Origin of the sequence: Vibrio sp. SCSIO 43140, from assembly GCF_023716585.1 — a bacterium.
Lineage (GTDB): Bacteria > Pseudomonadota > Gammaproteobacteria > Enterobacterales > Vibrionaceae > Vibrio > Vibrio maritimus_B.
Map to the genome: position 1 here is coordinate 3,079,098 of NZ_CP071850.1, position 23,963 is coordinate 3,103,060.

The window sequence follows — 23,963 nt, forward strand, 5'->3', positions numbered from 1 at the left end:
TACCTAAAGTCGCTGCCAATCGCGGCGGCTTTAAGACAAATCTATACATGGAGAAATAGAGTCATGGCAGCGTTCTCAATTGCTTTTGGTACTGCAACCAAAAACCGCGACGGTAAAATCATCGAAGCGTTCTTTCCAAACCCACGTCTAAACCCATCTGACGCCCTAATCGCAGCTGTTGCTGAGGTTTCAGGTTATGCGGAAGGCAACCAAGCTATCGAAATTACTCCAGCACAAAGTGCAGCTCTAGCGGGTGCATTCTCAGCAAACGGTGATGCAGAAAATGCAGCATTTGCTGAAAAAGCGGCAAGCTCTTCACAGCCACTGGTTCTTGTCGTTCTGGCGACTGATGAGAAACCACAATCTGTTGCCGAAGGCTTCCTTAAGCTGCAGCTTATCTCAAATCGCCTAGTTCAACCCCACGGTACGGTACTAGATGGCATCTTTGGCCTACTACACAACATCGCTTGGACTAGCCAAGGTCCAATCGACCTACCAGAACTGGCAGAGCGTCAAATCGAAGCACGTCTAGCAGGTGAAACGCTGACGGTCGATTGTGTCGATAAGTTCCCTAAAATGGTTGATTACGTGGTACCAACAGGCGTTCGTATTGCTGATACCTCTCGTGTGCGTCTTGGTGCTCACGTTGGCGAAGGTACAACCGTTATGCATGAAGGCTTCATTAACTTCAACGCAGGTACAACGGGCGTAAGCATGGTTGAAGGTCGTATTTCTGCTGGTGTTGTTGTGGGTAATGGTTCTGACATCGGTGGTGGTGCTTCTATCATGGGCACGCTATCTGGCGGTGGTACAGTGGTTGTATCTATCGGTGAGAACTCACTACTAGGCGCGAACGCAGGTCTAGGCTTCCCTCTAGGTGACCGTTGTACGGTTGAATCTGGTCTGTATGTAACGGCTGGTTCAAAGGTACGTATGCTTGATGCATCTGGCGCTGAAGTTGAAATTGTTAAAGCCCGTGATCTTGCAGGTAAGCCAGATCTACTGTTCCGTCGTAACTCGGTAACAGGTCAGATTGAGTGCCTAACCAACAAGACAGCGGTAGAGCTAAACAGCGAGCTACACAGCAACAACTAATCAAGCTTGATTGAAATAAAAAAACCTCAGCCGATACCGCTGAGGTTTTTTGTTTTTCGCGTTCAGAAGATTAAATATCGAGATCTTTGTTGTCGATACTCACCTGCACCGGTCGATTAATCATCTTCACCAACATGATGGAACGAGCTTCACCATCCGCCTCTTGGAAGATGGCGTCGATGCCAGCGAACTGTCCACCCGTCACTCGAATTGCTTCACCCTGTTTAGGCAGCGCATCCGTTTCTGGTTCTTCTGGATGTGTCGCCAACTTCTCAAGCTCGTCGATTAAAGCCGGATCAACCTCTTGAGGGTGAGCACCAAAGCGAATGAAGTCCACGACACCACGAGTAGAGCGGACGGTAGTAAAAGAAGGCCCTTGTTCATAATCAAAGTGAACAAACACATAAGAAGGGAAAAGAGGCTCTTTTACCTTCTGTCTCTTTCCTCGAAGAATCTTCTCTATTTCCACTTCAGGGTAATAGCACTCTAAGCCTTGATTCTCGAGATGCATTTTCGCGCGGGCTTGTTCACCGCGCTTGCAATAAAGCAAATACCAACGTTTCATTTTAGCTATTCGAAAATTTTGTTTTTTGCATCCTACCACTAAACAGAACCGTATGCGCGACTAACCTATAGAGGTCTGCGACCTTACCGATGAAATTTCCGAATGGATGACGGAAAAATAAAAATGAAATATTAGTTTGCAGCACATCTTTTACGTACCCACCATGAAAAATTTCCTTACATTTCATCCCGTTAAACATTATATTCACAAAATCTATATTTTTACATCATTGCAGTAATTAATTTTGTCAGGTATACCAGTTGGCACATTATATTCTTTGATAACTAAAATTAGTAAAACTTATGACAGCACAACGCAACATCTTAGGTCACCCTCGCGGCCTGTTTCTACTGTTCGGAACCGAACTGTGGGAGCGCTTCTCCTATTACGCCATGCGCGCAATTCTGGTTCTTTTCCTGACCGATACAACAATCAACGGTGGTATGGGCTGGTCGACTAAAGATGCTCTAGATCTCTATGGTATCTATACTGGACTAGTTTACATTACGCCACTTATTGGCGGTTACATTGCCGATAACTACTTGGGTCAGCGTAAGTCTATCATTATCGGTGGCGTCCTTATGGCCGCAGGTCAGTTTACCCTAGCTGCAGCGGCATCTGGTGAGCCAAGTGCACATCTGTTCTACGGTGGTCTGGCGCTACTGATTGCCGGTAACGGTATGTTTAAGCCAAACATCTCAACTATGGTTGGCGATCTTTACGAAGAAGGCGATAACCGTCGTGATGGCGCGTTCACTATTTTCTACATGGGCATCAACCTTGGCGCACTGCTAGCGGGTATCGTCGTAGGTTCAGCGACAGACTCATTTGGCTGGTCTGCTGGTTTCGTCGTTGCCGGTGTTGGTATGGTATTTAGCCTTATCATGCAGTTGACCATGGCAAACTCTTGGTTAGGTGAAATTGGTAACGTGCCAGCAGCTGCACGCGCAAAAGCACTGAATAAATCTGAGACCAAAGCCCCTCTTACTCGTGAAGAGGTCGACCGCCTGAAGGTCATCCTTATCATGGGTCTGTTTGTTATCGTTTTCTGGGCTGGCTTTGAGCAAGCGGGTGGCCTGATGAACATCTATACCCAGCAGTATACCGACCGTATGATTGGTGACTTTGAAGTCCCTGCAGCTTGGTTCCAGTCACTGAACCCATTCTTCATCATTACCCTAGCACCTGTGCTAGCGGCTATTTGGGTGAAGCTTGGCAAACGTGAACCAAACTCGCCTGTGAAATTCGCGCTAGCGCTATTTTTCCTAGCAGCAGGTTTCCTATGCATGGTTGGTGCAGTACTAGAGCAAGGTGGCGATACCAGCGTTAAAACGTCAATGCTATGGCTTGTCGGTGCGTTTTTCTTCCATACGTTAGGTGAACTTTGTCTATCGCCAATTGGTCTATCTTTGGTGACTAAACTTGCCCCACTACGTTTAGCCTCTCTCATGATGGGTGCATGGTTTGGTTTCAATGCAATCGCAAACTATGTTGCAGGTCTAATTGGTTCTCACGTTGGTGAACTAGGTGCTATGGCTATCTTTGGTGGCATCGCAGTAACGGCTGTCATCTGTGGTGTTATCCTGCTGATGTTTGCGAACACGCTCGTTAAGTGGATGCACGGTGCTGAGCAAGGCGCGCCTAGTAACGCCGAGCAAGTAGAAGAGCAGCAAGCTCAGCTTGTCTAAGCTTTGATTGAGTTAAATGGAAAGGCCCGTCACTTAAGTGATGGGCCTTTTTGTATCTGATTGGATTTTCTAAGCGCTTTGAATCAATTGAGCCATCATCGCGATATGCTCATCTGAATCGTTCAGACATGGGATGTAACGATACTGCTCGCCCCCAGCTTCTAGAAACGTCTCTTTCGCTTCAATCGCAATCTCTTCCAGCGTTTCTAGGCAGTCCACTGAGAAGGCTGGGGTCATAATATCAATCGACTTGATACCCTGACTTGGCATCTGCTCTAAGGTTTTGTCGGTGTATGGCTTAAGCCATTCCTCACGACCAAAAATAGACTGGTAGCTCATTCCCATTTGTGACTCATCAAGCCCTAACTCTGCTCTTAGTAACTCTGTCGTGGCTTTACAGTGCTGCGGATACACATCGCCGTTATCCGCGTAGCGCTTTGGTATGCCATGGTAAGAGCATAACAGATAGTCTGCGCGGCCATTTTTCTCCCAATGTGCTCGCACGTTGTCAGCAAGCGCTTTGATATACAAAGGGTGATCATGATAATCACGTATCAAAGTCATCGCTGGGATAGTAGAAATGGACTTGCATGCTTTGGCAATACCGTCGAACGCGGCAGCGGTAGTCGTACCTGAATATTGCGGGTATAACGGCAGCACCACCACTTTCTCAACGCCTTGTTCGAGAAGTTGGTCAATACCGGCTTTAAGCGACGGGTTGCCATAACTCATACCAAGCGCTACCGGAAGTCCAAGTTCTTGCTCCAGCTTCGCAGCCTGACGCTTTGAGTAAACCATCAGCGGTGAACCTTCATCCATCCACACGGACTGGTAAGCCTTCGCTACCTTAGGCGAGCGAATTGGGAGGATAATGCCATGTAACACTGGGCACCAAATCCAACGGGTCATATCAACGACACGATGGTCATGTAAAAACTCCTCAAGAAAGCGTTTCACGCCTTTCGCTGTCGGCTCGTCAGGAGTACCAAGATTGACCAGTAGCACACCTGTTTTTGACGATTCGCTCATAGACTTCCTTTGTTTTTCATATGATTGCTAAGCGGATTATATACCGATGCTCGCTTTCCTTGGATCAAAAAAAACGACCTATAAAGGTCGTTTTCTTTTAACAGATTCACAAAAGTGAATTAAGACAGTGCTTTTTCGATATCTGCACTTACGTCTGCAACTTGCTTAGTACCATCAAATTTTAGGTACTTAGTGTTGCCTGCTTCAGCTTCCTTACCGTAGTAAGCAATCAGAGGTGCAGTTTGGTCGTGGTATACACCTAGACGTGCACGTACTGTCTCTTCTTTGTCGTCATCACGAACTACTAGGTCTTCACCAGTCACATCATCTTTACCTTCCACTTTAGGTGGATTGTAAACAACGTGGTAAGTACGACCAGAAGCTAGGTGAGCACGACGACCTGCCATACGCTCAACGATAACGTCATCAGCTACGTCGAATTCGATTACGTAATCAACTTCTACACCCATCTCTTTTAGGCCGTCAGCCTGAGGGATAGTGCGTGGGAAACCGTCTAGTAGGAAACCTTTCTCACAGTCATCTTGAGCGATACGCTCTTTGATCAGACCAAGAATGATGTCGTCAGATACAAGTTGACCTGCATCGATAACTGCTTTCGCTTTCTTACCAAGCTCAGTGCCTGCTTTGATTGCTGCACGTAGCATGTCACCAGTAGAAATTTGTGGAATACCGTATTTTTCCATGATGAATTGAGCTTGTGTGCCTTTACCTGCACCTGGAGCACCTAAAAGAATGATGCGCATGACTTGTCCTCTTATATAAAAAAAGATTTATACCGAAGCCCACTACTTTTGACGCCATTAAGGCATGCTTGCTGCGATACGTTTCGGTATAAACGGTTTATTCAAAAATAGTTGAATCTTTAACTTGGCGCGCATTCTATCATAGAAATCGCTTGCTTGACGCCAAAAGTGTCTAAAGATGCTTCAATGCACTCTAAAGTTACCTAAAAGTGTGCGTTTACCCCTGAGAAAACAAGAGCTCGAAACGTCGAGCTCTTGAATTAGACTAGGGTGTCAAAGTCCGCAAGGGAATTAGACTTTAGCCAAAAGCTTGTTGATCGCACCCAAGAATTGAGAAGGATCGGTCATCGAGCCACGCTCAGCGAGCATCGCTTGACCAAGAAGTACCTCAACCCAACGACCAAAGGCTTGTTCGTCAGCTTCATCAGCCATGCGTTTAACCAGCTCATGCTCAGGGTTAATCTCGAAGATGTACTTCACTTCTGGTACTTCCTGACCTGCAGCTTCCAGAAGCTTGGCCATTTGTGTACCCATTTCGAAATCATCAGTCACTACAACAGCAGGAGTGTTGGCTAGTTTGAACGTGGTGCGAACTTCTTTAACGCGATCACCCAGGTAGGTTTGCGTGCGCTCGACCACTGACTTGAACTCTTCTTCCGTCTCTTTTTGCTTCTCTTTCTCTTCTTCGCCTTCAAACTTGCTCAGATCAAGACCCGCTTTAGTGATTGACTGGAACTGCTTACCATCAAATTCTGTCAGGTAATTCATTAGCCATTCGTCGATGCGGTCATACATCAAGACAACTTCAATACCCTTAGCTTTGAACTGCTCTAGGTGTGGGCTGTTCTTCGCGGCTGCGTAGCTATCTGCCGTTAGGTAGTAGATCTTATCTTGACCTTCTTTCATGCGTTCGACATAAGAAGCCAATGAAATCGTCTGCTCTGAAGAATCAACCTCTGTCGAAGCAAAGCGCAGTAGACCTGCCACCTTCTCTTTGTTCGACATATCCTCAGCAGGACCTTCTTTCAACACAAGACCAAACTCTTTCCAGAACGATTGGTATTTCTCTTCGTCATTTTTCGCCATGCGCTCTAGCATAGTAAGTACGCGCTTAGTACACGCGCCGCGAAGTGATTGCGTTACCTTGTTGTCCTGAAGGATTTCACGCGAAACGTTTAGCGGAAGGTCATTTGAATCTATCAAGCCACGCACAAAACGCAGGTAAGAAGGCATAAACTGCTCAGCGTCATCCATAATAAATACGCGCTGAACATACAGTTTTAGACCACTCTTATGGTCGCGGTTCATCATATCCCACGGGGCTTTTGCTGGGATGTACAAAAGACTGGTGTAGTCGTTTTTGCCTTCTACACGGTTATGACTCCAAACCAGTGGATCGGCGAAATCGTGAGAAACATGCTTGTAGAACTCTTGATATTCTTCGTCTTTGATATCCGACTTGTTACGGGTCCAAAGTGCTTGAGCCTTGTTGATTTGCTCCCATTTACCTTGGTCCGTTTCTTTGCCTTCCTCGTCACGCTCAAGTGTCCAGATAGAAACCGGAATACCGATGTGATCAGAGTACTTGCTGATCACATCACGCAAGCGCCACTCAGATAAAAACTCTTTACCCTCTTCACGCATGTGAAGCACGATATCAGTACCACGAGTTTCCTTAGTGATGTCTTCAATGGTGTAATCACCCTCACCTGCTGAGTGCCACTGTACAGCTTGGTCAGAAGCCACACCTGCCGCTCGAGTGCGCACGGTAACGGCATCAGCGACGATAAACGCAGAGTAGAAACCAACACCAAATTGACCGATAAGCTGTGAATCTTTGCTCTGTTCTTCAGATAGTTTGGCAAAGAATTCTTTAGTACCAGACTTGGCAATGGTGCCAAGATGTTCAATCACGTCATCACGAGTCATACCGATACCATTGTCTGATACCGTTAATGTGTTGTTCTTCTCGTCAAATGACAGCTTTACGCCTAGGTCAGCATCGCCTTGATAAAGCTCTGAGTTAGATAGGGCTTGAAAACGCAGTTTGTCAGCTGCGTCAGACGCGTTTGAAATCAACTCTCTTAGAAATATTTCTTTGTTTGAATACAGAGAGTGGATCATAAGGTGAAGCAGTTGTTTTACTTCAGACTGGAAGCCACGGGTTTCTTTGTTCTTAGTTTCAACGGTGCTCATGCTACCTCCATTTACACGTTTAATACCGAGTCTCGACATAAATTTGCACTCGATATCGCTATGATTCATCGACTAAAGAAATGAGGCTGAACATTGTAAATTCAAGGTCAAAAAAAATAAAAATGCTGTTTTTTTGATTTGTTTTTATTATCCTACTGCCCCTGACTATAAAAAAATCCTAAAATCCTATAATTGGCTCTGCATCCATTCAGCGCCAAAATACCAGTTCCCGTCGCGTTGCGGCACTAAAAAGAAGAATGCAATGAGTAACATAGGCACTAAGTTTATACTCGGCCAGAAGTACATTTTTGACCCAAACAGCAATTCGTTGGTCGATCAAACTAATAACGATGAAGTAGTACGTCTCGGTAGTAATGAAAGTCGCATCCTACTTCTGCTTGCTGAAAGACCTAATGAAGTTGTCACTCGTAATGAACTGCATGAGTTTGTATGGCGTGATCAAGGCTTTGAGGTTGATGATTCAAGCTTAACGCAAGCTATCTCTACCTTGCGCAAAATGCTGAAAGACCCAACGAAATCACCCCAGTTTGTGAAAACGGTGCCGAAACGCGGTTATCAATTGATCTCAACGGTTGAACGCTCAGTACCGATGGCATCTTCAGAAGCCATCAGCGAAGCGCCGGTTGCAGAACTGCCTGCCGACAAGCTCGAAGCTGCGACAGCAGCCACTGCACCTGCAGCTGCTCAACCAGCTCCAGCACCTGTTGCCGCCCCTAAAGAAAAAACACCTCCGGCCGTTTGGGCAATGGTTGTTGCGTCTATTTTGCTGCCGATTTTAGTGTTGATGGTCACCAATCCAGCTCAGTCTACGTTTAGAGAGCTAAGTGTTGTTGAAAACGTCAAAATCGTCACACCGGAAAGCCACCCTGATGTCTCCAGCTGGCAGCCAAAGATTGAACAGTGTGTCGCGAAATATGTAGAGACGCATACTGGTGACATGCTACCGGTTGAGGTTATTGTTACTGGTGACCAAAGCGATCAGATTGCACTTAACTTCGTGCACACCGTAGAGCACTCAGGCGAAAACAGCACAATGCGCATTTTCACTGAACAATCTGACCTAGATAAAGTTTGCCAGTAAGGAGTATTGAATAATGAAAATGAAATACGCCGCTATTCTTCTTGCGCTATCTACGGCGCTTAGTGCCTGGCTTTATTGGGGCAGCGACCTCAAACTTGAGCAAGTTTTGACAGCGAAAGAGTGGCAATCGAACATGGTTGGCATTATCGCAGCGCGAGATTACCCGGATACAGACATTGGTCCTTTGAGCCGACTTGAAATGTCTGCCAACGTTAAGTATCTACCAGGTGGTGAATACATCCGTGAATCATCAATGCGTTTATTTGGTGATGATCCTGAGACCCACACTCTGATTAAAATTTCGGAGATGGGCACTTGGACCATTAGCGACAACTACTTGTTGATTTCGCCACGTGAGTTTAAAGACACAGCAACAGCACAATCTGACGAGTTCACTCATGAGCAGCTTGCGATGATCAAACAGTTTCTAAAAATGGAAGCTCAGCAAAGTCGTCGTATCGATATCGTAAACGAAAAAACGCTGCTACTAACCAGTTTGAATCAAGGCTCTTCCATCCTGTTTTCAAACTAATTGAACGCACTGTTTATTTAAAAGGGAGGCGAAAGCTTCCCTTTTTTGTCTGCCACCTACCCGCACAAGGATGATCATGATTAAAGCCAAGATAGACATCTACTACTGTCGCCAATGCAACTGGATGCTACGTGCAACCTGGATGACTCAAGAACTGCTGCACACCTTCAGCGAAGAGGTGGAAGTCATTAGCTTACACCCAGATACGGGTGGTCGATTTGAAATACATTGCAATGGTGAACTGATCTGGGAGCGTAAGAAAGACGGAGGCTTCCCTGAAGCCAAGGTATTAAAACAGCGCGTTCGCGATATTATCGCCCCCGATAGGGATTTAGGGCATGTTGATAGTGTAAGTAATAAAGCTCAATAAAGTCACAAAGCCGCTTAATACAAAAACCAGAGCCGAGGCTCTGGTTTTGTCGTTCTAGAATGCTTAAATCAGCGCGAGCGATTAGCCTAGTAGGCTTAGTGCCGCGTTTGGCGCTTGTTTCGCTTGTGCCAAGATTGAGCTTGATGCTTGCGATAGGATTTGGTTCTTCGTCATCGCTGTCGTCTCTTTCGCAAAGTCGGTATCTTTGATACGGCTCTTCGACGCATTCACGTTCTCGTTGATGTTATCCAAGTTGTTGATTGCGTGGTTGAAACGGTTTTGGAATGCACCCAGCTCCGCACGGTGGCTGTCTACATACTTCAACGCTGAATCTAGAATCGCGACTGACTCTTGAGCGCCGCCTACTGTGGTTACATCGATAGTATCAACCGTAACTGCTTGGGCGTCTTGCATACCAAGTTCACCCGCTAGGCTGCCACCAAAGCTCACGTCACCGTCTACTTTGTTGTTACCTGCAAATACTTGTAGCTGACCGTCTTCGTTTACGGACGCTTTTACTAGGTCTGTTTGACCGTTGATGTATGTCGCTAGCTGCTCGATGTCATCGCCTGCTTTCGCATTGATGGTCAGCGCTTGGTCTTGACCAAAGCTGTCTTTTAGCGTGATGGTTAGCTCGTTTGCATCCGCCGCTACGCTCCAGTCTTTGTCTTTCGCGTTTGCTGCTTGGTAGCTTGAACCACCCATCATTTCGTTGTCTGAACGCATGTCGCGTAGGCTTAGCATCACAGCTTCACCATTGTCAGCACCAATTTGGAATGACTGAGTGCCGTACGTGCCGTTTAGAAGACGGTTACCACCAAATGATGTGGTTTCTGCAATACGGTTTAGTTCGTTGTTCAGTGCCGTCACTTCTTCTTGAATCGCTACACGCTCTGCTTTTGAGTTTGAGCCGTTTGAGGATTGAAGCGATAGGTCACGCATACGTTGTAGGATATTCGTTGTCTCGTTCATCGCACCTTCTGCTGTTTGTGCGATTGAGATACCGTCGTTGGCGTTACGTACTGCGACGTCTAGGCCACGGCTTTGTACGTTCAAACGGTTAGAGATTTGAAGACCCGCTGCGTCGTCTTTAGCGCTGTTAATTTTGTGACCAGAAGACAAACGCTCCATTGACGTTTGTTGAGCCTGGTTTGCGTTGTTTAGGTAACGCTGCGCAGTCATCGCTGATACGTTTGTGTTTACATTCACTGCCATGTTGTTTCTCCAATTGATTTTCCGGTGTAGCGGTTTCCGACGTCTCGGAAAACCAAGTAGTTCTCTCAAAGTTACTTTCTTTATCGTCTTCGAAACCAAAGACTTGAGAAAAAAAAGAAATTAAATTGAGTATTTTGGCTGTTAGCGTAGGAAGTTGTGACAAGAATGGTAAAAAGAAAAGTTTTATCAAAAAAAGACTAAAGTTGATGAACAAGATGTCGAAGGGCGCTATGTCTCACAAACAATAGCTCATAAACAATTGCTTATAAACAAGTACTCATAAACAGGTGTGCATAGACAAGAGCACTTAGACATCTTCGCTTGGGCTAGCGCTAGCCTTGCAATAAGGTCAGAGCGAGGTTTGGCGTTTGCTTAGCTTGCGCCAATATCGAGGTGCTCACTTGCTGCAAAATCTGCTGCTTGAGCATCTCCGTGGTTTCTTTTGCATAATCAGTATCGCGAATACGGCTTTGCGATGCGGATAGATTCTCTTCCATGTTGGCAAGATTATTAATGGTGTGATTGAGGCGGTTCTGGTTCGCCCCCAGAGCAGCTCGATGACTATCCACAAACTGCATCGCTTTATCTAATACAGAAACAGAGAGCTGAGCGCCTCCAACTGAGCGAATAGACAGGTCATTTACCGTGACAATTTCACCGTTTTGCAGCCCAACCTCACTCGCAAAGCTGCCAGAAAAGTCGACAGCCCCTTTTACTTTCTCGGAGTCTGCAAAAACCTGCAACTGACCGTTTTCATCTACCGACGCCGACAGGATATCCGTTTGACCATTGATATAAGTCGCGACCTGTTCAATGTCATCGCCTGCTTTAAGTTCTATCGTCTTGGTTTGACTGTCGCCAGCAGCATCAAGGTAACTGAATGTCAGCTCACGATTACTGTCTGTGACTTGCCAATTCGACGTAGCCGCTCGACTCGCCTGATATACAGCGCCACCCATAGAAAGTTGATCAGTACGCAGGTTACCAAGTCCCACTTGTAAGGCTTCGCCAGATTGAGCCCCTATCTGAAACGATGACGTCCCGAAGGTGCCATTGAGAAGTTTTCGTCCACCAAAACTTGTGGTTTCAGCAATTCGATTCAGCTCATCATTCAAGGCAACAAACTCTTCTTCTAATGCTTGTCTATCTTGAGCCGAATTAGAACCGTTAGAGCTTTGCAGGGACAAATCGCGCATGCGTTGTAGGATGTGAGTCGCCTCATTCATCGCACCTTCCGCCGTCTGCATTATCGAGATACCATCATTGGCATTGCGCTGAGCAACACCTAAGCCACTTATTTGAGCATTGAGGCGATTCGAAATCTGCAAGCCTGCCGCGTCGTCCTTGGCACTATTGATGCGATGCCCTGATGACAGGCGCTCCAAAGACTGGCTCAGTGCTTTACTTGCACTACCCAGGTGATTTTGAGCAACCATAGCACTGACATTGGTGTTGACGGTGATCGACATTTGGCTTCCAAAAGGCGTGATGAATAGCCTAGATATCGACCATTAGAAAGGAAACTTGAGGAAAATATGGTAAGCACCTAGGGGAGGCGTTGTCCCCTAGGAACTGAGAGGCAATTAAGCTTTGACGTTTAGGGTCGCAAACATTGTCTGCGAAGGCGCAAAGAAGTAACCACCAGTGACGGCTTTAGTGAAGCGCAATAGTTGATCGGTTTTGCCATCGGTAACGCCATACATGCTTTCAAGCATCGCGTCGAAGTTATGTACCGTATTGCAATATGCGATAAACAACAGACCGTGAGGGCCACTGACTGTGCCATAAGGCAAGCTGTGACGAACGATTTTTAGCCCTTTGCCTTCCTCTTTAATGTCTACACGACCAACGTGAGACGCAGCCGGCACATCCTCAAGCTCAATACTGTCTGGCTTGGTACGACCTACCACTTTTTCCTGAGCGGACACATTCAGACGATTCCATGCAGGAAGGTTGTGTTCAAAGCGCTGAACCATCACATAACTACCACCAGCAAACTCACCATCGGCGACCAATGCTACCTCTGCACGCTGCTCACCTTTCGGGTTTTCAGTGCCATCGACGAAATCCGTCATGTCGCGAGAATCCATAAAGCGGAAGCCCTGTGTCTCATCCACGATGGTGACATCTTCAGCAATCTGCCCCATCAGCTTGCGCAGCAAATAGAAATGCAAGTCGTGGCGATTCGAGTGACAGTGAACCAATACATCAACATCCGACGACGGTGCGAAAATATCGCCCTCACCAAGCTCTGGGAATGGCTTTAGCTCCGATGGCATAGATTGTTCTAGCTGAGACCAAAAAGCGTGAGAAAAAGCCACAGAGAGCGTTAACTGAGCGCCTGGCTGAGTTTCATTTAGCTCTTCCACCAGCGCAGGTAGCTTCTGAAGAGCTTCTAGTACCTGTTGAGCATTCTGATTGACTTTTAATTGGGTGTATAGCGCAAAAGGCTCTGCCTCTGGCGTAATCGCACTTTGTGGTAATGACATTATCTTTCCTCTGTTTTTTCGCTCAGTGTATTTTTTAACAGTTGTTGATTGTATGACCTTGATCAGGAACTTAGGTGATTTTCGCTGGAAGCGCCAAGCTATCGGCTACGCGGCGGCTGTTCAGCAAATAAATAGCAAACCAAATCAATGACACCAAAGTCACCGCATTGGTCCAAGTAAATTGCCAGTGCTGCAAATCAACCAAGTAAACAGTATGACCAAGCTGAAGTATCACAATCAACAAGCTGACGGGTTTTAGCTGGCTAACAATGAAGTTGGTTTTGGTTGAGTCGCTTTTTCTTAGTCCAACCAGCCACATTCCCACAACAATTGGCAAGCCCATCGCGAGTCCGAGATACAGCATGGTATGGTTTGGGTATACATACTGTAATATCGTACTTCCCTCTTGGCGACTCGCCCCTGCGACGACAAACACCACCCACGCACGGATCAGGAACGCCCACCCCACCCAGAGTAAAACGGGTGTTTTCAACAGACCGTGCTGATCATATTGTTCGATGCCATAGCGCATTGTACGTCTCTATTTTTAACTCATATCAAAGTATATGGTGCTAACCCTCGAATCATTCAAGATCCACACAATCATTGTGCTAAGATGCTCGAAAACTCTCGCGCGGAATTAGCATGAAGAACGATAAAATTACCCCTTCAGTGGAAACACAGCAAGAAGCAATGAAAATTGCCAAAGCCACGCAAAAGCCAGGTCAAACCAAAGAGCAGACCAAATTAATCGCTCAAGGCATCGAAAAAGGCATTGCTCAATATAAGAAGCAGCAAAAAGAGCGAAAGCGTCAAGCTGATAAAGCGCTCAAGAAACAAAAGCGTACCAAACAACAAGCACAGCAAGAAACCGCTGTCGATCAGCAGACTGCCTCGGTAGAAGAAAGCAAGCCACGTCAAGATATGCTGCCATGGGCGCTGCTTATCGTAAGTTGGATCGGATTTATCAGCTATGTCACGATTTAAGCGCACCACAGAAAAAGTAGCATTCGGAGTGGCGCTGGTGAGCACCACTTTGCTAGCCGGTTGCTCGCAGCCTTTTAATCAACTGCAATCTGAGCAAGCGCAGATCGTTGAGGTGCGAGCCGATGCCAATATGGATGTATCTCAATGCCAATGGAAAGGGGATGTAAGAGGCTCTGAAGGTCATTGGTACACCTATTTGTTCTTCAGCAACGCTTCGCTTACGGAAGGGGCGGTCAACGAGATAAAAAATCAAACGGCAGCGTTGGGTGGTGACACCATACTGCTGCTCACGCCTGTTGATTTTGAGACGTCTGTGACCCTATTTGGCACCGCCTATCGCTGTAAAAAATAAAGCCGAAGCTTAGCTTCGGCTTTATTTTTTCATTCCAATGCACGCGACGGTCACCCAAACCCTTTTGCAGCACCTAAGCTATACACCCAATGTCGTTTCGATATCACCTTGGCGATCAATCACCCATTGACTGTCAAAAGGTCCCCAGTCTGACAACTGGTAATAACCATCGTTGTGTCTACGCCCATCTTGAACAAACATCAACTCAATGCCGATTCCCGGTAGCGCTTTGATGACATCTTGAATGGTTCGGCGAGGCCAACCCGTTTTCTCGATTAGTTTTGGCACATTCGGTCTTTCGATGCTTTCAACGAGCAACGCGAGATAGAGACGACGTGCAAAAACAGGACTCAGTTCCATTGACACCTCCTATTTATGTGCATTTCCAATATATTGCATTTACGAGCGCCCGTGTTGCGCTTGATCAATTTCTCGCTGATCGCTGTGATTTCGAAATTTGAGATTTTGTAACTGTTGATGCCGAAAACGGGGCAGAAAACTGTGATCGCTTACAACCTTTTGTTTAACGCGACACTTCTTGATAGGATGCTAAACACAATGAAATGCTTTGCGTCCGACGATTCAGAGCAGAATAAACAAAGTCAGAATTTAACGCCCATAAGGAAGTCATCATGGCTATTACAATGTTTGGAATTCCCAACTGTGACACCATCAAAAAAGCTAAGAAATGGTTGGAAGCAAACGAGCTCGACTATTCATTCCATAACTATCGCAAAGACGGTATCAATGAAGAGATGGTCCGCGCTTTTTGCGAGCAGCTCGGTTGGGAGCAAGTCATCAATAAACGTGGCACAACGTACCGCCAACTGACGCAAGAGCAAAAAGACGGCCTAAATGAAGAGAATGTCATCGCATTACTCGTCGAGCACTCTGCCATGATCAAGCGCCCAATTATAGACGTAGACGGTAAACAATACGTGGGCTTTAAAGCTGAACAATATCAACAAGTGTTTGGCGCATAATAGCCAGATACGCAAACACAACATTAGAACACGACAAGAACAAGGATCCTCAAGGATGAACGACAGCCCCGTTTTGGCACTCGCAAAAGACCTAATCAGCCGCCAATCAGTGACACCAGAAGACGCCGACTGCCAAAAAGTCATGATTGAAAGACTAGAGAAGCTCGGCTTTGAAATCGAAGTCATGGTATTTGAGGATACAACTAACTTTTGGGCGCGACGCGGCACACAGGCACCACTGTTTGCTTTTGCTGGTCACACCGACGTAGTCCCAGCTGGCAACCTAGACCAATGGCATACACCACCTTTTGAACCTACCATCATCGATGGTCACCTTCATGGACGCGGTGCCGCTGATATGAAGGGCTCACTGGCATGTATGATTGTTGCGGTGGAGCGATTTATCGAGAAACACCCAGACCACACAGGCTCAATTGCGTTTCTTATCACCTCTGATGAAGAGGGTCCGTTTATCAACGGTACGACGCGCGTAGTTGATACGCTTATGGCTCGTGATGAGAACATCGACATGTGTATTGTTGGTGAACCATCGAGTACTAACAGTGTTGGTGATGTTATTAAAAACGGCCGCCGCGGCTCTATCACTGGAGACCTTAAGGTCAAAGGGACACAAGGTCACGTTGCCTACCCTCACCTAGCAAATAACCCTGTGCATCAAGCGCTCCCAGCTCTCGCTGAGCTTGCTGCAACTAAATGGGATGACGGTAACGACTACTTCCCACCAACCAGCTTCCAGATCCCGAACCTTGAAGCAGGTACTGGCGCAAGCAATGTCATCCCAGGCGAGTTTAACGTACAGTTTAACTTCCGTTTCAGCACTGAACTGACCGATGAAACCATCAAGAGTCGCGTCCACTCAACGCTTGATTTGCATGGTCTTGACTACGACCTGAAATGGACACTCAGCGGACACCCATTCCTTACTGATAAAGGCAGCCTACTTGATGCCGTTGTCAGCGCAGTGGAAGAAGTCAATCACACTCGTCCTGAGCTTCTGACCACAGGTGGAACCTCAGACGGTCGCTTCATCGCTCGCATGGGTGCTCAGGTCGTAGAGTTGGGTCCAGTCAACGCCACGATTCACAAGGTAAATGAGTGCGTGAATGTTGCTGACCTAGAGAAACTGACGGATATGTACGAAAACACCTTGGTGAACTTATTCGCTCAAAAATAACGTGAGGCGCAAGATGGAGATAGCTCATCTGGTAGGACAGTCTTCTGACTCACTGGTCGATATCACGATCGGTAATCGCACGTTTCTCGTTCATCCTGACGCAAGTCGCGATCTCGGTGAGCTGGTTAACGCGGCGAAATCGGCGGGCTTTGATCTCTATCTTGCCAGCGGCTATCGCTCTTTTGAGCGTCAGCTTGCCATTTGGAATGCCAAAATGTCAGGGGCAAAACCCATTTTGGATGCCAATAGTGTTCCAATGAATGTCGACTCGCTAAGCGAAGCAGAAAAGGTGGCGGCCATCCTCAAATGGAGCGCACTCCCAGGCGCAAGTCGTCACCATTGGGGCACTGACTTTGATGTCTATGCGGGTAATCTACTCCCTGCTGACACAACCCTTCAGCTCGAGCCATGGGAATACCTTGATGGGCATCAGCGCCCTTTCTATCACTGGCTCAAGCAACATGCGGACAGCTATGGGTTTTTCTTTCCTTATGCGAAAGATAATGGTGGGGTCGCCATGGAACCGTGGCACATTAGCCACCGAGCGAGTGCAAGTGACTGTTTAGACAGTTTTTCATGTGAAAAACTTGGTAAAGTTTTGAAGCAATCAGACATTTTGGGACAAGAGCCGATACTTTCTAAACTCGATTCCATCTACAATCAGTATGTAACCAACATTAATCGCTGAGAGTAGACTATGATTGAGTGGCTGTTTAACCCTTGGGTAATCATTATCGTGGTACTCGCGGTTGTCATCGGCAACATCGCGGCTTTGAAGTACACGGCTAATATGAAGTTCCAGCAAAGTGATAAAGTCATGTCGCGTAAACAGCAGCTAGATAGACTCAATGAGTTGGATAAACAGAAGTACGGTGACAAGGCGAACGACGATTCAGAAAAATAGCCGCCACACATTAGGACAGGCACTCAGCGTGCAGAGCCTACGGATAGAAAAAAGGACCCGATTGGGTCCTTTTTAATGACTAAATTATGGCTATTACTGCTCTTTCTTAATCACAGTCGCAATCAATGGTTCTAGCGAGCGTAGTAGATTCTCAGATACCGGTTTACCATCTTTATCCGTCACGTTGATAGAGGTACGGTTACCCAGGTCACCGAACAAGAAGGTGTAGTCACCTGGCTCTAGATCAATCGGCTTAAGACCCACTTGATTCCAGAACTCATCATCTGGGCTCGCATACTTGGCTTTCGCAGTACCTTGAGACTGGTTACGCTCTTCGATAGTAAAGCCCATCTTAGGCAGCAACTCTGGCAGTTCTTGCCACAACACGTTGTAAGGAGTACGTGCGATGATAACTGGCAGACCACTACGGTCAGTCCCCATGCTAATTGGAATAGACTTCACCAGCTCTTGTGCACGAAGCGCCGCTTCTTCACGAAGATCACGGTCATAACGCGCTGTCACTAGGTTAGTCATCAGCGTGTTGTAGCGCTCTTCATTAACACGAGTAACCGGTTTTACCGTTCCACCTTCACGCCAATCGATAAGCTTCATCTTAAAGCCGTAGCGATTGTTTGCTTCGTAACGCGTGATCTCGTAGCGGCTACCAATCTCTACGTCTTCATCTTCTGATGTCCAAGTCACCCAACCCGTTTCGATCATGTCGTCTGTTTCATTCACAGACTCTACGCCGATCTCAGAGAGCATCGTTTTCACCGTTGCCCACACCTTGTCCATCTCTTCTTCTTGAAGCAGCCAAAGTGTCACTTCTGAGCCTTGTCGCTCTACACGAGCACCCGGAATTAGCTCTAGAACCTGTTGCGGTGGACGAATGTCGACTGCACGACCAATACCACCAGAGAAGTCACCCGTTGGAATTTCATAGTTTGGATAAAACTGAGGGGTGGCACCTTCTGGCAAGGTCCACTCTTTTAGCCCTGGCGCTTCGAGGTAGTTAAAGTCATCTTTCGCCTCGCGACGCGTCTTAGGGTCACTTGAGCACGCGGCTAAAACAATAACAGCTAACGTAGAAACCGCTAGCTGACGTGAAAATTTCATTGATACTCCCTTATATAAGAGGAGCTTGGCGCTCCTCTTACCGTTCTATTTAGTAAATGCAGGCTTCTGTTAGAGCTTGAGCAACAATTGGCTTCGCTTCTTCTGATAGTTCAGTGAGCGGCAGTCTTAGATCGCCGTTCGCGATAAGACCCATTCTATGCGCAGCCCATTTAACAGGAATTGGGCTCGACTCAACAAACAGGTTTTTATGCAGAGTCATCAAACGTTGGTTGATGATCTCAGCTTCTTCAAACTTACCTTCCAGCGCCAGATGCATCATTTTCGCCATGTCTGCAGCCGCGATGTTGTTGGTCACAGAGATAACGCCTTTACCGCCTTCCTTGATGAAATCAAGACCAGTCGCGTCATCTCCACTTAGTAAGATAAATTCTTCGCCACAAAGTTCACGGTGAGTTTGCACTCGAGACAAATCACCCGTCGCATCTTTAAGTGCAACGATGTTTGGAAGCTCTGCTAGACGAGCAACCGTTTCAGGTTTTAGGTCAACACCTGTGCGGCCAGGAACGTTGTAAAGGATCTGTGGGATATCAGTTTCCTCAGAGATCGCTTTGTAGTGTTGGTACATGCCTTCTTGAGTAGGCTTGTTGTAGTAAGGAGTCACACTCAAGCAACCTGCAATGCCCACATTGTTGAACAAACGGCTAAACGTGATCGCTTCGTGTGTTGCATTAGCACCTGTGCCCGCGATGATAGGCAAACGGCCATCGGCAAACTCTACCGTTTTGGCGACAACTTTGACATGTTCTTCAACGGTTAGAGTTGCAGACTCCCCTGTCGTACCTACCGCAACGATACCATCGGTACCTGCTTCGATGTGATGCTCAACCAGTTTTCGTAGACTAACAAAATCAACTTCGCCGTCTGTGGTGAGTGGGGTTAATAGTGCAACAATACTTCCTGAAAACATGGTGATCTCCCTAAATTGATACTTACTGCATGGTACTGTAATGCTATTGATAAACACAAGAGCTTAAAAACAGATCCCACCAAGAAGTGAATGAATAATTTCAGATTTCGGATATGAGGCACGTATAAGATGCGCTTTTCTGTAAAACAGGTGTCAATCTGGAGTTAATTCTATGCTCAATCCACGACCACTCAACGGCACTTTGTCGATAATCGGTTACATCTATCACAAGAGCTTTGGGCCTAGCTATGCTAACATATAGCCAACAAGGAATTTAGAGTGACACTATGAATCAGTATTTAGTGATTACCGCAGTTGGCACAGACCGACCAGGGATATGCAATGAAGTTGTTCATCTCGTCGCCAATGCGGGCTGCAACATCATTGACAGTCGCATTGCCATGTTCGGCAATGAATTCACCCTCATCATGTTAATTTCTGGCACGCCTAGTTACATCACTCGCGTTGAGACCACTCTGCCACTATTGGGTCAAGAACATGATCTGATCACCATGATGAAACGTACCTCCAAGCACGACTCCATTCCCAACCAATATACGGTTGAGGTATTCATCGAGTCTGAAGATAGAGTGGGACTTACTGAAGAATTCACTCAATTCTTCGCTGACAAGCACATTGGACTAGCGTCATTAAGCGCACAAACCATAGTGAAAGAGCGCGCAGGTACCGATACTGACCAGTTTCAGATCGCACTCAGTGCCAATGTCGACGAAGATTGCAATCTGATGCAACTTCAAGAAGAGTTTGATGCGCTGTGCAACCAGCTTTCAGTAAAAGGGTCGCTAAACTTCATTAGCGGAACCCATTAATAATAAAAATATAGACTTCAAAGGAATCTCAATGAACACATTGACGGCGGGTACTCCAGCCCCGAATTTCTCACTGCTCGACCAAGATGGCAACACAGTGACGCTGGAAGACTTTAAAGGCAAGAAGATACTGTTCTACTTCTACCCTAAAGCAATGACACCAGGTTGTACGGTTCAAGCACAAGGCTTACGTGACACCAAAGCAGAACTAGACGCACACAACGTTGTGGTATTAGGCGTAAGCATCGATCCTGTTAAGCGTCTCGGTAAGTTCATTGAACGCGACTCTCTTAACTTTACCCTCCTATCAGACGAAGACCACGCGGTTGCTGACCAGTTTGGCGTTTGGGGCGAGAAGAAGTTCATGGGCAAAGTGTACGACGGCCTACACCGTATTAGCTTTCTGATAAACGAAGAAGGCGTTATCGAGCACGTGTTTAATAAGTTTAAAACCAAGACTCACCATGAAGTGGTGCTTGATTACCTAAACGGTAACGACTAATAACTTGGCAGCCTGTACGCTCATCGACAGGCAACCACCGGATAGCAAAAAGCCTCGCTTAGCGAGGCTTTTTTAATATTTATGTGGCGGGTTGTATGGGCTCATCGTTACTAGGCAGCGCATTCCATACGGCTTTCACTAGGGTTGCGAGCGGTATCGCGAAGAACACACCCCAAAATCCCCACAAACCACCGAATACCAACACCGCAACAATGATCGCCACTGGGTGCAGGTTTACAGCTTCAGAGAATAGGATTGGCACTAATACGTTACCATCAAGCGCTTGAATGATGCCGTAAGCTAACAGAAGCCAATAGAACTGAGGCGTTAGTCCCCACTGGAACAGACCAACAATGGCAACCGGCACAGTCACGGCGGCAGCACCAATGTAAGGGATCAGTACGGAGAAACCGACGAGTACCGCAAGAAGAACAGAATAGCGAAGATCCAGTACCGCAAATGTAATGTAACTCACCGTACCAACGATTAGAATTTCCAGTACCTTACCGCGAATATAATTAGAAATCTGTTGGTTCATCTCAACCCAGACTTTGTTCGCTAGGCGGCGGTTTTGCGGTAGTACGCCACTTGCCATGCCAACCATTTCTTCTTTGTCTTTTAGCAAGAAGAACACTAATAGCGGGACCAAAATCAGATAGACGGCGAGTGCAGCCAGACTGACAAGCGATGCAAGGGAGCCTTTAACCACATTCTCACCCAATACGAGAACCTTGTCTCTCATATTGATAATGATGGATTCGACTAGATGTACTTCTGCAAGGTCTGGGTAGCGCTCAGGAAGAGAGGCCACGAATTGTTGCAATCCGGTGTACATATTAGGGATATCATTGAGCAGATTACCCACCTGATTCCAAATCGTTGGTACTAAGCCAAAGATGGCCATGAGCATCAATCCAATGAAGACTAAGATGACCGTCATAACAGCAAACGTTCGAGGGAGTCCAAGCGAGTGCAATTTGCTCACCGGCCATTCAAGAAGGTAGGCTAATACAATCGCCACCAACAATGGGGCGATCAGGTTGCCAAAGAAGTAGATGGTAATAAAACCAAATAGCAAAATTACCACCAGACTTACTGCGTCTGGGTCTGAAAAACGTCGCTTATACCAGCGACGAACCATGTCTAGCATTTGCTATCCTTCCTTTTTGATATGGTCATCACGGTGACATGATGCTCTTGGGTACAATCGATCATCGCATTTTGCTTAATGAGGTAGTGTCGACAGTCTCGAATAGATTGCGCATCCACTATTCGGACACGCAGCACTTGTTGGGTTTCAAGTTGCTTGTATGCGCGCTTTACCAGCAGTAACGACATGGGGCAGCGTTCGTTTTCCAGATCTAATTGGATATCTGTCATCACTATGTTTTCGCTCACGATTATCGCAGCCAAGAGTGCATGGTTCACCTTCAATGGATCTATTGTAAAGGCTTTTTGAGGTATCCCCAACCCGTATGTGTTACAGATCACCAATTACCACAACAATGTGTCACTAAAAACGATAACCTGCTGTTATCTTAATACACTATTAGTCCTTTCCTAACCTGAGTCCGTATGCAAAAATGTTGCGTTAGAGGCTATGGTAGGAAACCGAAGGACAGTTTCGTGGTCCAAACTACCAACTACAAAGGAGTTACCTCACTAGCATGTTGAAACGTACCCGCTCGTTGGTTTGCTTATGTATTGCTGCCGCGATATCGACACCCCAAGTCTCATACGCCGAAATGGACTTACCTGACATTGGCACCGCTGCCGGCGCCACGCTGACCATAGATCAAGAACTTATCTATGGTGATGCCTACATGAGGATGATCAGAGCAAGTTCCCCCATCGTCAACGACCCTGTGTTGAACGAGTACATTGACTCAGTTGGTCATCGCTTGGTATCCAGTGCGAATGACGTGAAAACGCCATTCACGTTCTTCATGATTCGCGACCGCAACATTAACGCGTTTGCTTTCTTCGGTGGTTACGTAGCACTGCACTCAGGTCTATTCCTACATGCTCATACGGAAAGTGAACTCGCTTCGGTAATGGCGCACGAAATCGCACACGTCACCCAGCGACATCTGGCACGCCGCATGGAAGATGAAGCTCGTCGTTCTCCTGCCACGGTTGCCGCTCTAGTAGGCTCATTGCTACTCGCCATCGCTGCACCGCAAGCGGGTATGGCTGCGTTAACGGCAACAACAGCAGGCTCAATGCAGGCATCTATCAACTACACACGTAGTAACGAGAAAGAAGCCGATCGCTTTGGTATCGCAACACTGGCGCGCGCTCAATTTGATGTCAATGACATGCCACGCTTTTTCGGTCGACTCGCCGATGAGTATCGATACGCCAGCAAGCCACCACCAATGCTGTTGACTCACCCATTACCAGAAGACCGTATTACCGATACTCGCGAACGTGCACAGGCCTATCCGCCCCTACGCGTGCAACCATCGATCAATTACCATTTGGCTAGAGCGCGCATCGTAGCACGCCAGGCTGGTATTAAATCTGATGCCGCTTTGGATTGGTTTGAACGCACAGCGCGAAAAGCATCGCCAAAAATACAAAACTCATTTGAGTACGGTAAAGCCTTGGTGTATCTCGATACCAACAAGCTCGACAAGGCCGAAGAGATACTGACTAAGTTGCTCGACTATGACCCAAACAACAACTTCTATTTAGATGCCGCATCGGATCTGTATATCGCCAAGAAGCAGCCTGAAAAAGCAGCCGAAATGATGAAAAGTGCACTGCTAGTGAAACCCAACAACGCGGTGATTTCCATCAACTACGCCAATGCACTGATAGAAAGCGACAAGCTTGACGAAGCGATCAAAGTACTACAGCGATATACTCACGACAGACCGAATGACACCAATGGTTGGCACTTGCTGTCCGATGCGAATATCAAAAAAGGCAACAGCGCTGAAGACTTAGCAGCGCGTGCTGAGATCATGGCATTAAACGCTCAGTGGGATAAGTCGATTCAGATGTACTCACAAGCCAGTCAGCTTGCGGAACTTGGAAGCTTAAAACAAGCACGCTATGACGCTCGTATTGACCAATTATTGGTTCAACGAGAGCGCTTCATGGCTCTACAATAAAA

General features: G+C 46.8%; 27 protein-coding genes. 14 read left to right on the forward strand and 13 right to left on the reverse strand.

Translation table 11 applies throughout. The features are described from left to right. Positions 1-63 precede the first annotated feature (63 nt). On the forward strand, positions 64-1,095 hold the full coding sequence (dapD, locus tag J4N45_RS14790; protein WP_234495354.1) for a 2,3,4,5-tetrahydropyridine-2,6-dicarboxylate N-succinyltransferase: 1,032 nt from the start codon (positions 64-66) through the stop codon (positions 1,093-1,095). 70 nt (positions 1,096-1,165) lie between these two features. Here the strand turns inward: dapD and rfaH are convergent, their stop codons facing one another. After that, positions 1,166-1,660: a transcription/translation regulatory transformer protein RfaH gene (rfaH, locus tag J4N45_RS14795; protein ID WP_128650180.1), complete on the reverse strand. Its 495-nt coding sequence runs from the start codon at positions 1,658-1,660 to the stop codon at positions 1,166-1,168. A gap of 302 nt (positions 1,661-1,962) precedes the next feature. Between rfaH and J4N45_RS14800 the strand changes: the two genes are divergently transcribed. Then, positions 1,963-3,348: a peptide MFS transporter gene (locus J4N45_RS14800; RefSeq protein ID WP_252012174.1), complete on the forward strand. Its 1,386-nt coding sequence runs from the start codon at positions 1,963-1,965 to the stop codon at positions 3,346-3,348. A 69-nt stretch (positions 3,349-3,417) separates the two neighbouring features. Here J4N45_RS14800 and hemH read toward each other — a convergent pair whose 3' ends face one another. From hemH to htpG, 3 genes are all read right to left on the reverse strand, one after another. Beyond that, positions 3,418-4,377 (reverse strand): ferrochelatase, encoded by a 960-nt coding sequence (gene hemH, locus J4N45_RS14805; RefSeq protein ID WP_252012175.1) that lies wholly within the window; start codon positions 4,375-4,377, stop codon positions 3,418-3,420. 119 nt (positions 4,378-4,496) lie between these two features. Then, positions 4,497-5,141, reverse strand: coding sequence for an adenylate kinase (gene adk / locus J4N45_RS14810; RefSeq protein ID WP_042477529.1), 645 nt, complete (start codon positions 5,139-5,141; stop codon positions 4,497-4,499). A 291-nt stretch (positions 5,142-5,432) separates the two neighbouring features. Beyond that, complete coding sequence (htpG, locus tag J4N45_RS14815; RefSeq protein ID WP_252012176.1) at positions 5,433-7,337, reverse strand: molecular chaperone HtpG; 1,905 nt, start codon at positions 7,335-7,337, stop codon at positions 5,433-5,435. A 262-nt stretch (positions 7,338-7,599) separates the two neighbouring features. Here htpG and J4N45_RS14820 point away from each other — a divergent pair, with 262 nt between their 5' ends. The 3 genes from J4N45_RS14820 (at position 7,600) to J4N45_RS14830 (ending at position 9,341) form a co-directional block, all read left to right on the forward strand. Then, complete coding sequence (locus J4N45_RS14820) at positions 7,600-8,439, forward strand: transcriptional regulator (protein ID WP_252012178.1); 840 nt, start codon at positions 7,600-7,602, stop codon at positions 8,437-8,439. 13 nt (positions 8,440-8,452) lie between these two features. Continuing rightward, positions 8,453-8,971, forward strand: coding sequence for a regulatory protein ToxS (locus tag J4N45_RS14825; RefSeq protein WP_128650183.1), 519 nt, complete (start codon positions 8,453-8,455; stop codon positions 8,969-8,971). Positions 8,972-9,047: 76 nt separating this feature from the next. Next, on the forward strand, positions 9,048-9,341 hold the full coding sequence (locus J4N45_RS14830) for an Rdx family protein (RefSeq protein WP_234495349.1): 294 nt from the start codon (positions 9,048-9,050) through the stop codon (positions 9,339-9,341). Positions 9,342-9,422: 81 nt separating this feature from the next. Here the strand turns inward: J4N45_RS14830 and J4N45_RS14835 are convergent, their stop codons facing one another. From J4N45_RS14835 to J4N45_RS14850, 4 genes are all read right to left on the reverse strand, one after another. Beyond that, a complete protein-coding gene (locus J4N45_RS14835) occupies positions 9,423-10,556 on the reverse strand; it encodes a flagellin (RefSeq protein ID WP_252011569.1) in 1,134 nt (377 codons plus the stop codon). A gap of 332 nt (positions 10,557-10,888) precedes the next feature. Continuing rightward, the gene (locus J4N45_RS14840; RefSeq protein ID WP_252012180.1) at positions 10,889-12,025 is read right to left on the reverse strand and encodes a flagellin; all 1,137 of its coding nucleotides are present in this window, start codon (positions 12,023-12,025) and stop codon (positions 10,889-10,891) included. Between the two features lie 114 nt (positions 12,026-12,139). Beyond that, complete coding sequence (locus J4N45_RS14845; RefSeq protein WP_252012181.1) at positions 12,140-13,045, reverse strand: Dyp-type peroxidase; 906 nt, start codon at positions 13,043-13,045, stop codon at positions 12,140-12,142. 70 nt (positions 13,046-13,115) lie between these two features. Further along, positions 13,116-13,577, reverse strand: a complete 462-nt coding sequence (locus J4N45_RS14850) for a DUF2919 domain-containing protein (RefSeq protein WP_252012183.1) — start codon at positions 13,575-13,577, stop codon at positions 13,116-13,118. Positions 13,578-13,690: 113 nt separating this feature from the next. Between J4N45_RS14850 and J4N45_RS14855 the strand changes: the two genes are divergently transcribed. Together J4N45_RS14855 and J4N45_RS14860 are read left to right on the forward strand one after the other, a co-directional pair. Further along, a complete protein-coding gene (locus J4N45_RS14855; RefSeq protein ID WP_128650398.1) occupies positions 13,691-14,032 on the forward strand; it encodes a DUF2956 domain-containing protein in 342 nt (113 codons plus the stop codon). Further along, positions 14,019-14,384, forward strand: a complete 366-nt coding sequence (locus tag J4N45_RS14860) for a DUF4156 domain-containing protein (RefSeq protein ID WP_252012185.1) — start codon at positions 14,019-14,021, stop codon at positions 14,382-14,384. Before J4N45_RS14855 ends, J4N45_RS14860 begins: the two co-directional genes overlap by 14 nt. Before the next feature lie 78 nt (positions 14,385-14,462). On the opposite strand, the gene J4N45_RS14865 is transcribed toward J4N45_RS14860, so the two are convergent. Then, a complete protein-coding gene (locus J4N45_RS14865; RefSeq protein ID WP_042473827.1) occupies positions 14,463-14,744 on the reverse strand; it encodes a winged helix-turn-helix domain-containing protein in 282 nt (93 codons plus the stop codon). 272 nt (positions 14,745-15,016) lie between these two features. On the opposite strand from J4N45_RS14865, the gene J4N45_RS14870 reads away from it, so the two are divergent. From J4N45_RS14870 to J4N45_RS14885, 4 genes are read left to right on the forward strand one after another with little or no spacing between them, the layout of a single operon-like run. After that, positions 15,017-15,367: an ArsC family reductase gene (locus J4N45_RS14870; protein WP_252012187.1), complete on the forward strand. Its 351-nt coding sequence runs from the start codon at positions 15,017-15,019 to the stop codon at positions 15,365-15,367. Between the two features lie 55 nt (positions 15,368-15,422). Further along, the gene (dapE, locus tag J4N45_RS14875; RefSeq protein WP_234495342.1) at positions 15,423-16,562 is read left to right on the forward strand and encodes a succinyl-diaminopimelate desuccinylase; all 1,140 of its coding nucleotides are present in this window, start codon (positions 15,423-15,425) and stop codon (positions 16,560-16,562) included. 13 nt (positions 16,563-16,575) lie between these two features. Next, positions 16,576-17,250, forward strand: coding sequence for a M15 family metallopeptidase (locus tag J4N45_RS14880; RefSeq protein WP_252012190.1), 675 nt, complete (start codon positions 16,576-16,578; stop codon positions 17,248-17,250). Positions 17,251-17,259: 9 nt separating this feature from the next. Next, on the forward strand, positions 17,260-17,466 hold the full coding sequence (locus tag J4N45_RS14885; protein ID WP_042473816.1) for a DUF2897 family protein: 207 nt from the start codon (positions 17,260-17,262) through the stop codon (positions 17,464-17,466). A gap of 93 nt (positions 17,467-17,559) precedes the next feature. Here J4N45_RS14885 and bamC read toward each other — a convergent pair whose 3' ends face one another. Together bamC and dapA are read right to left on the reverse strand one after the other, a co-directional pair. Continuing rightward, entirely contained in the window at positions 17,560-18,582 is a 1,023-nt protein-coding gene (gene bamC / locus J4N45_RS14890) for an outer membrane protein assembly factor BamC (RefSeq protein WP_042473814.1), read from the reverse strand. 49 nt (positions 18,583-18,631) lie between these two features. After that, positions 18,632-19,510 (reverse strand): 4-hydroxy-tetrahydrodipicolinate synthase, encoded by an 879-nt coding sequence (gene dapA / locus J4N45_RS14895; RefSeq protein ID WP_252012192.1) that lies wholly within the window; start codon positions 19,508-19,510, stop codon positions 18,632-18,634. 287 nt (positions 19,511-19,797) lie between these two features. On the opposite strand from dapA, the gene J4N45_RS14900 reads away from it, so the two are divergent. Both J4N45_RS14900 and bcp read left to right on the forward strand, forming a co-directional pair. Beyond that, entirely contained in the window at positions 19,798-20,340 is a 543-nt protein-coding gene (locus J4N45_RS14900) for a glycine cleavage system transcriptional repressor (RefSeq protein WP_042473808.1), read from the forward strand. Positions 20,341-20,371: 31 nt separating this feature from the next. Beyond that, entirely contained in the window at positions 20,372-20,842 is a 471-nt protein-coding gene (bcp, locus tag J4N45_RS14905) for a thioredoxin-dependent thiol peroxidase (RefSeq protein WP_252012194.1), read from the forward strand. 79 nt (positions 20,843-20,921) lie between these two features. On the opposite strand, the gene J4N45_RS14910 is transcribed toward bcp, so the two are convergent. Together J4N45_RS14910 and J4N45_RS14915 are read right to left on the reverse strand one after the other, a co-directional pair. After that, on the reverse strand, positions 20,922-21,992 hold the full coding sequence (locus J4N45_RS14910) for an AI-2E family transporter (RefSeq protein WP_234495332.1): 1,071 nt from the start codon (positions 21,990-21,992) through the stop codon (positions 20,922-20,924). Then, positions 21,986-22,270, reverse strand: coding sequence for a sulfurtransferase TusA family protein (locus J4N45_RS14915; protein ID WP_252012196.1), 285 nt, complete (start codon positions 22,268-22,270; stop codon positions 21,986-21,988). Before J4N45_RS14915 ends, J4N45_RS14910 begins: the two co-directional genes overlap by 7 nt. A 239-nt stretch (positions 22,271-22,509) precedes the next feature. Here J4N45_RS14915 and bepA point away from each other — a divergent pair, with 239 nt between their 5' ends. Then, positions 22,510-23,961 (forward strand): beta-barrel assembly-enhancing protease, encoded by a 1,452-nt coding sequence (bepA, locus tag J4N45_RS14920; RefSeq protein ID WP_252012198.1) that lies wholly within the window; start codon positions 22,510-22,512, stop codon positions 23,959-23,961. Positions 23,962-23,963 lie beyond the last annotated feature (2 nt).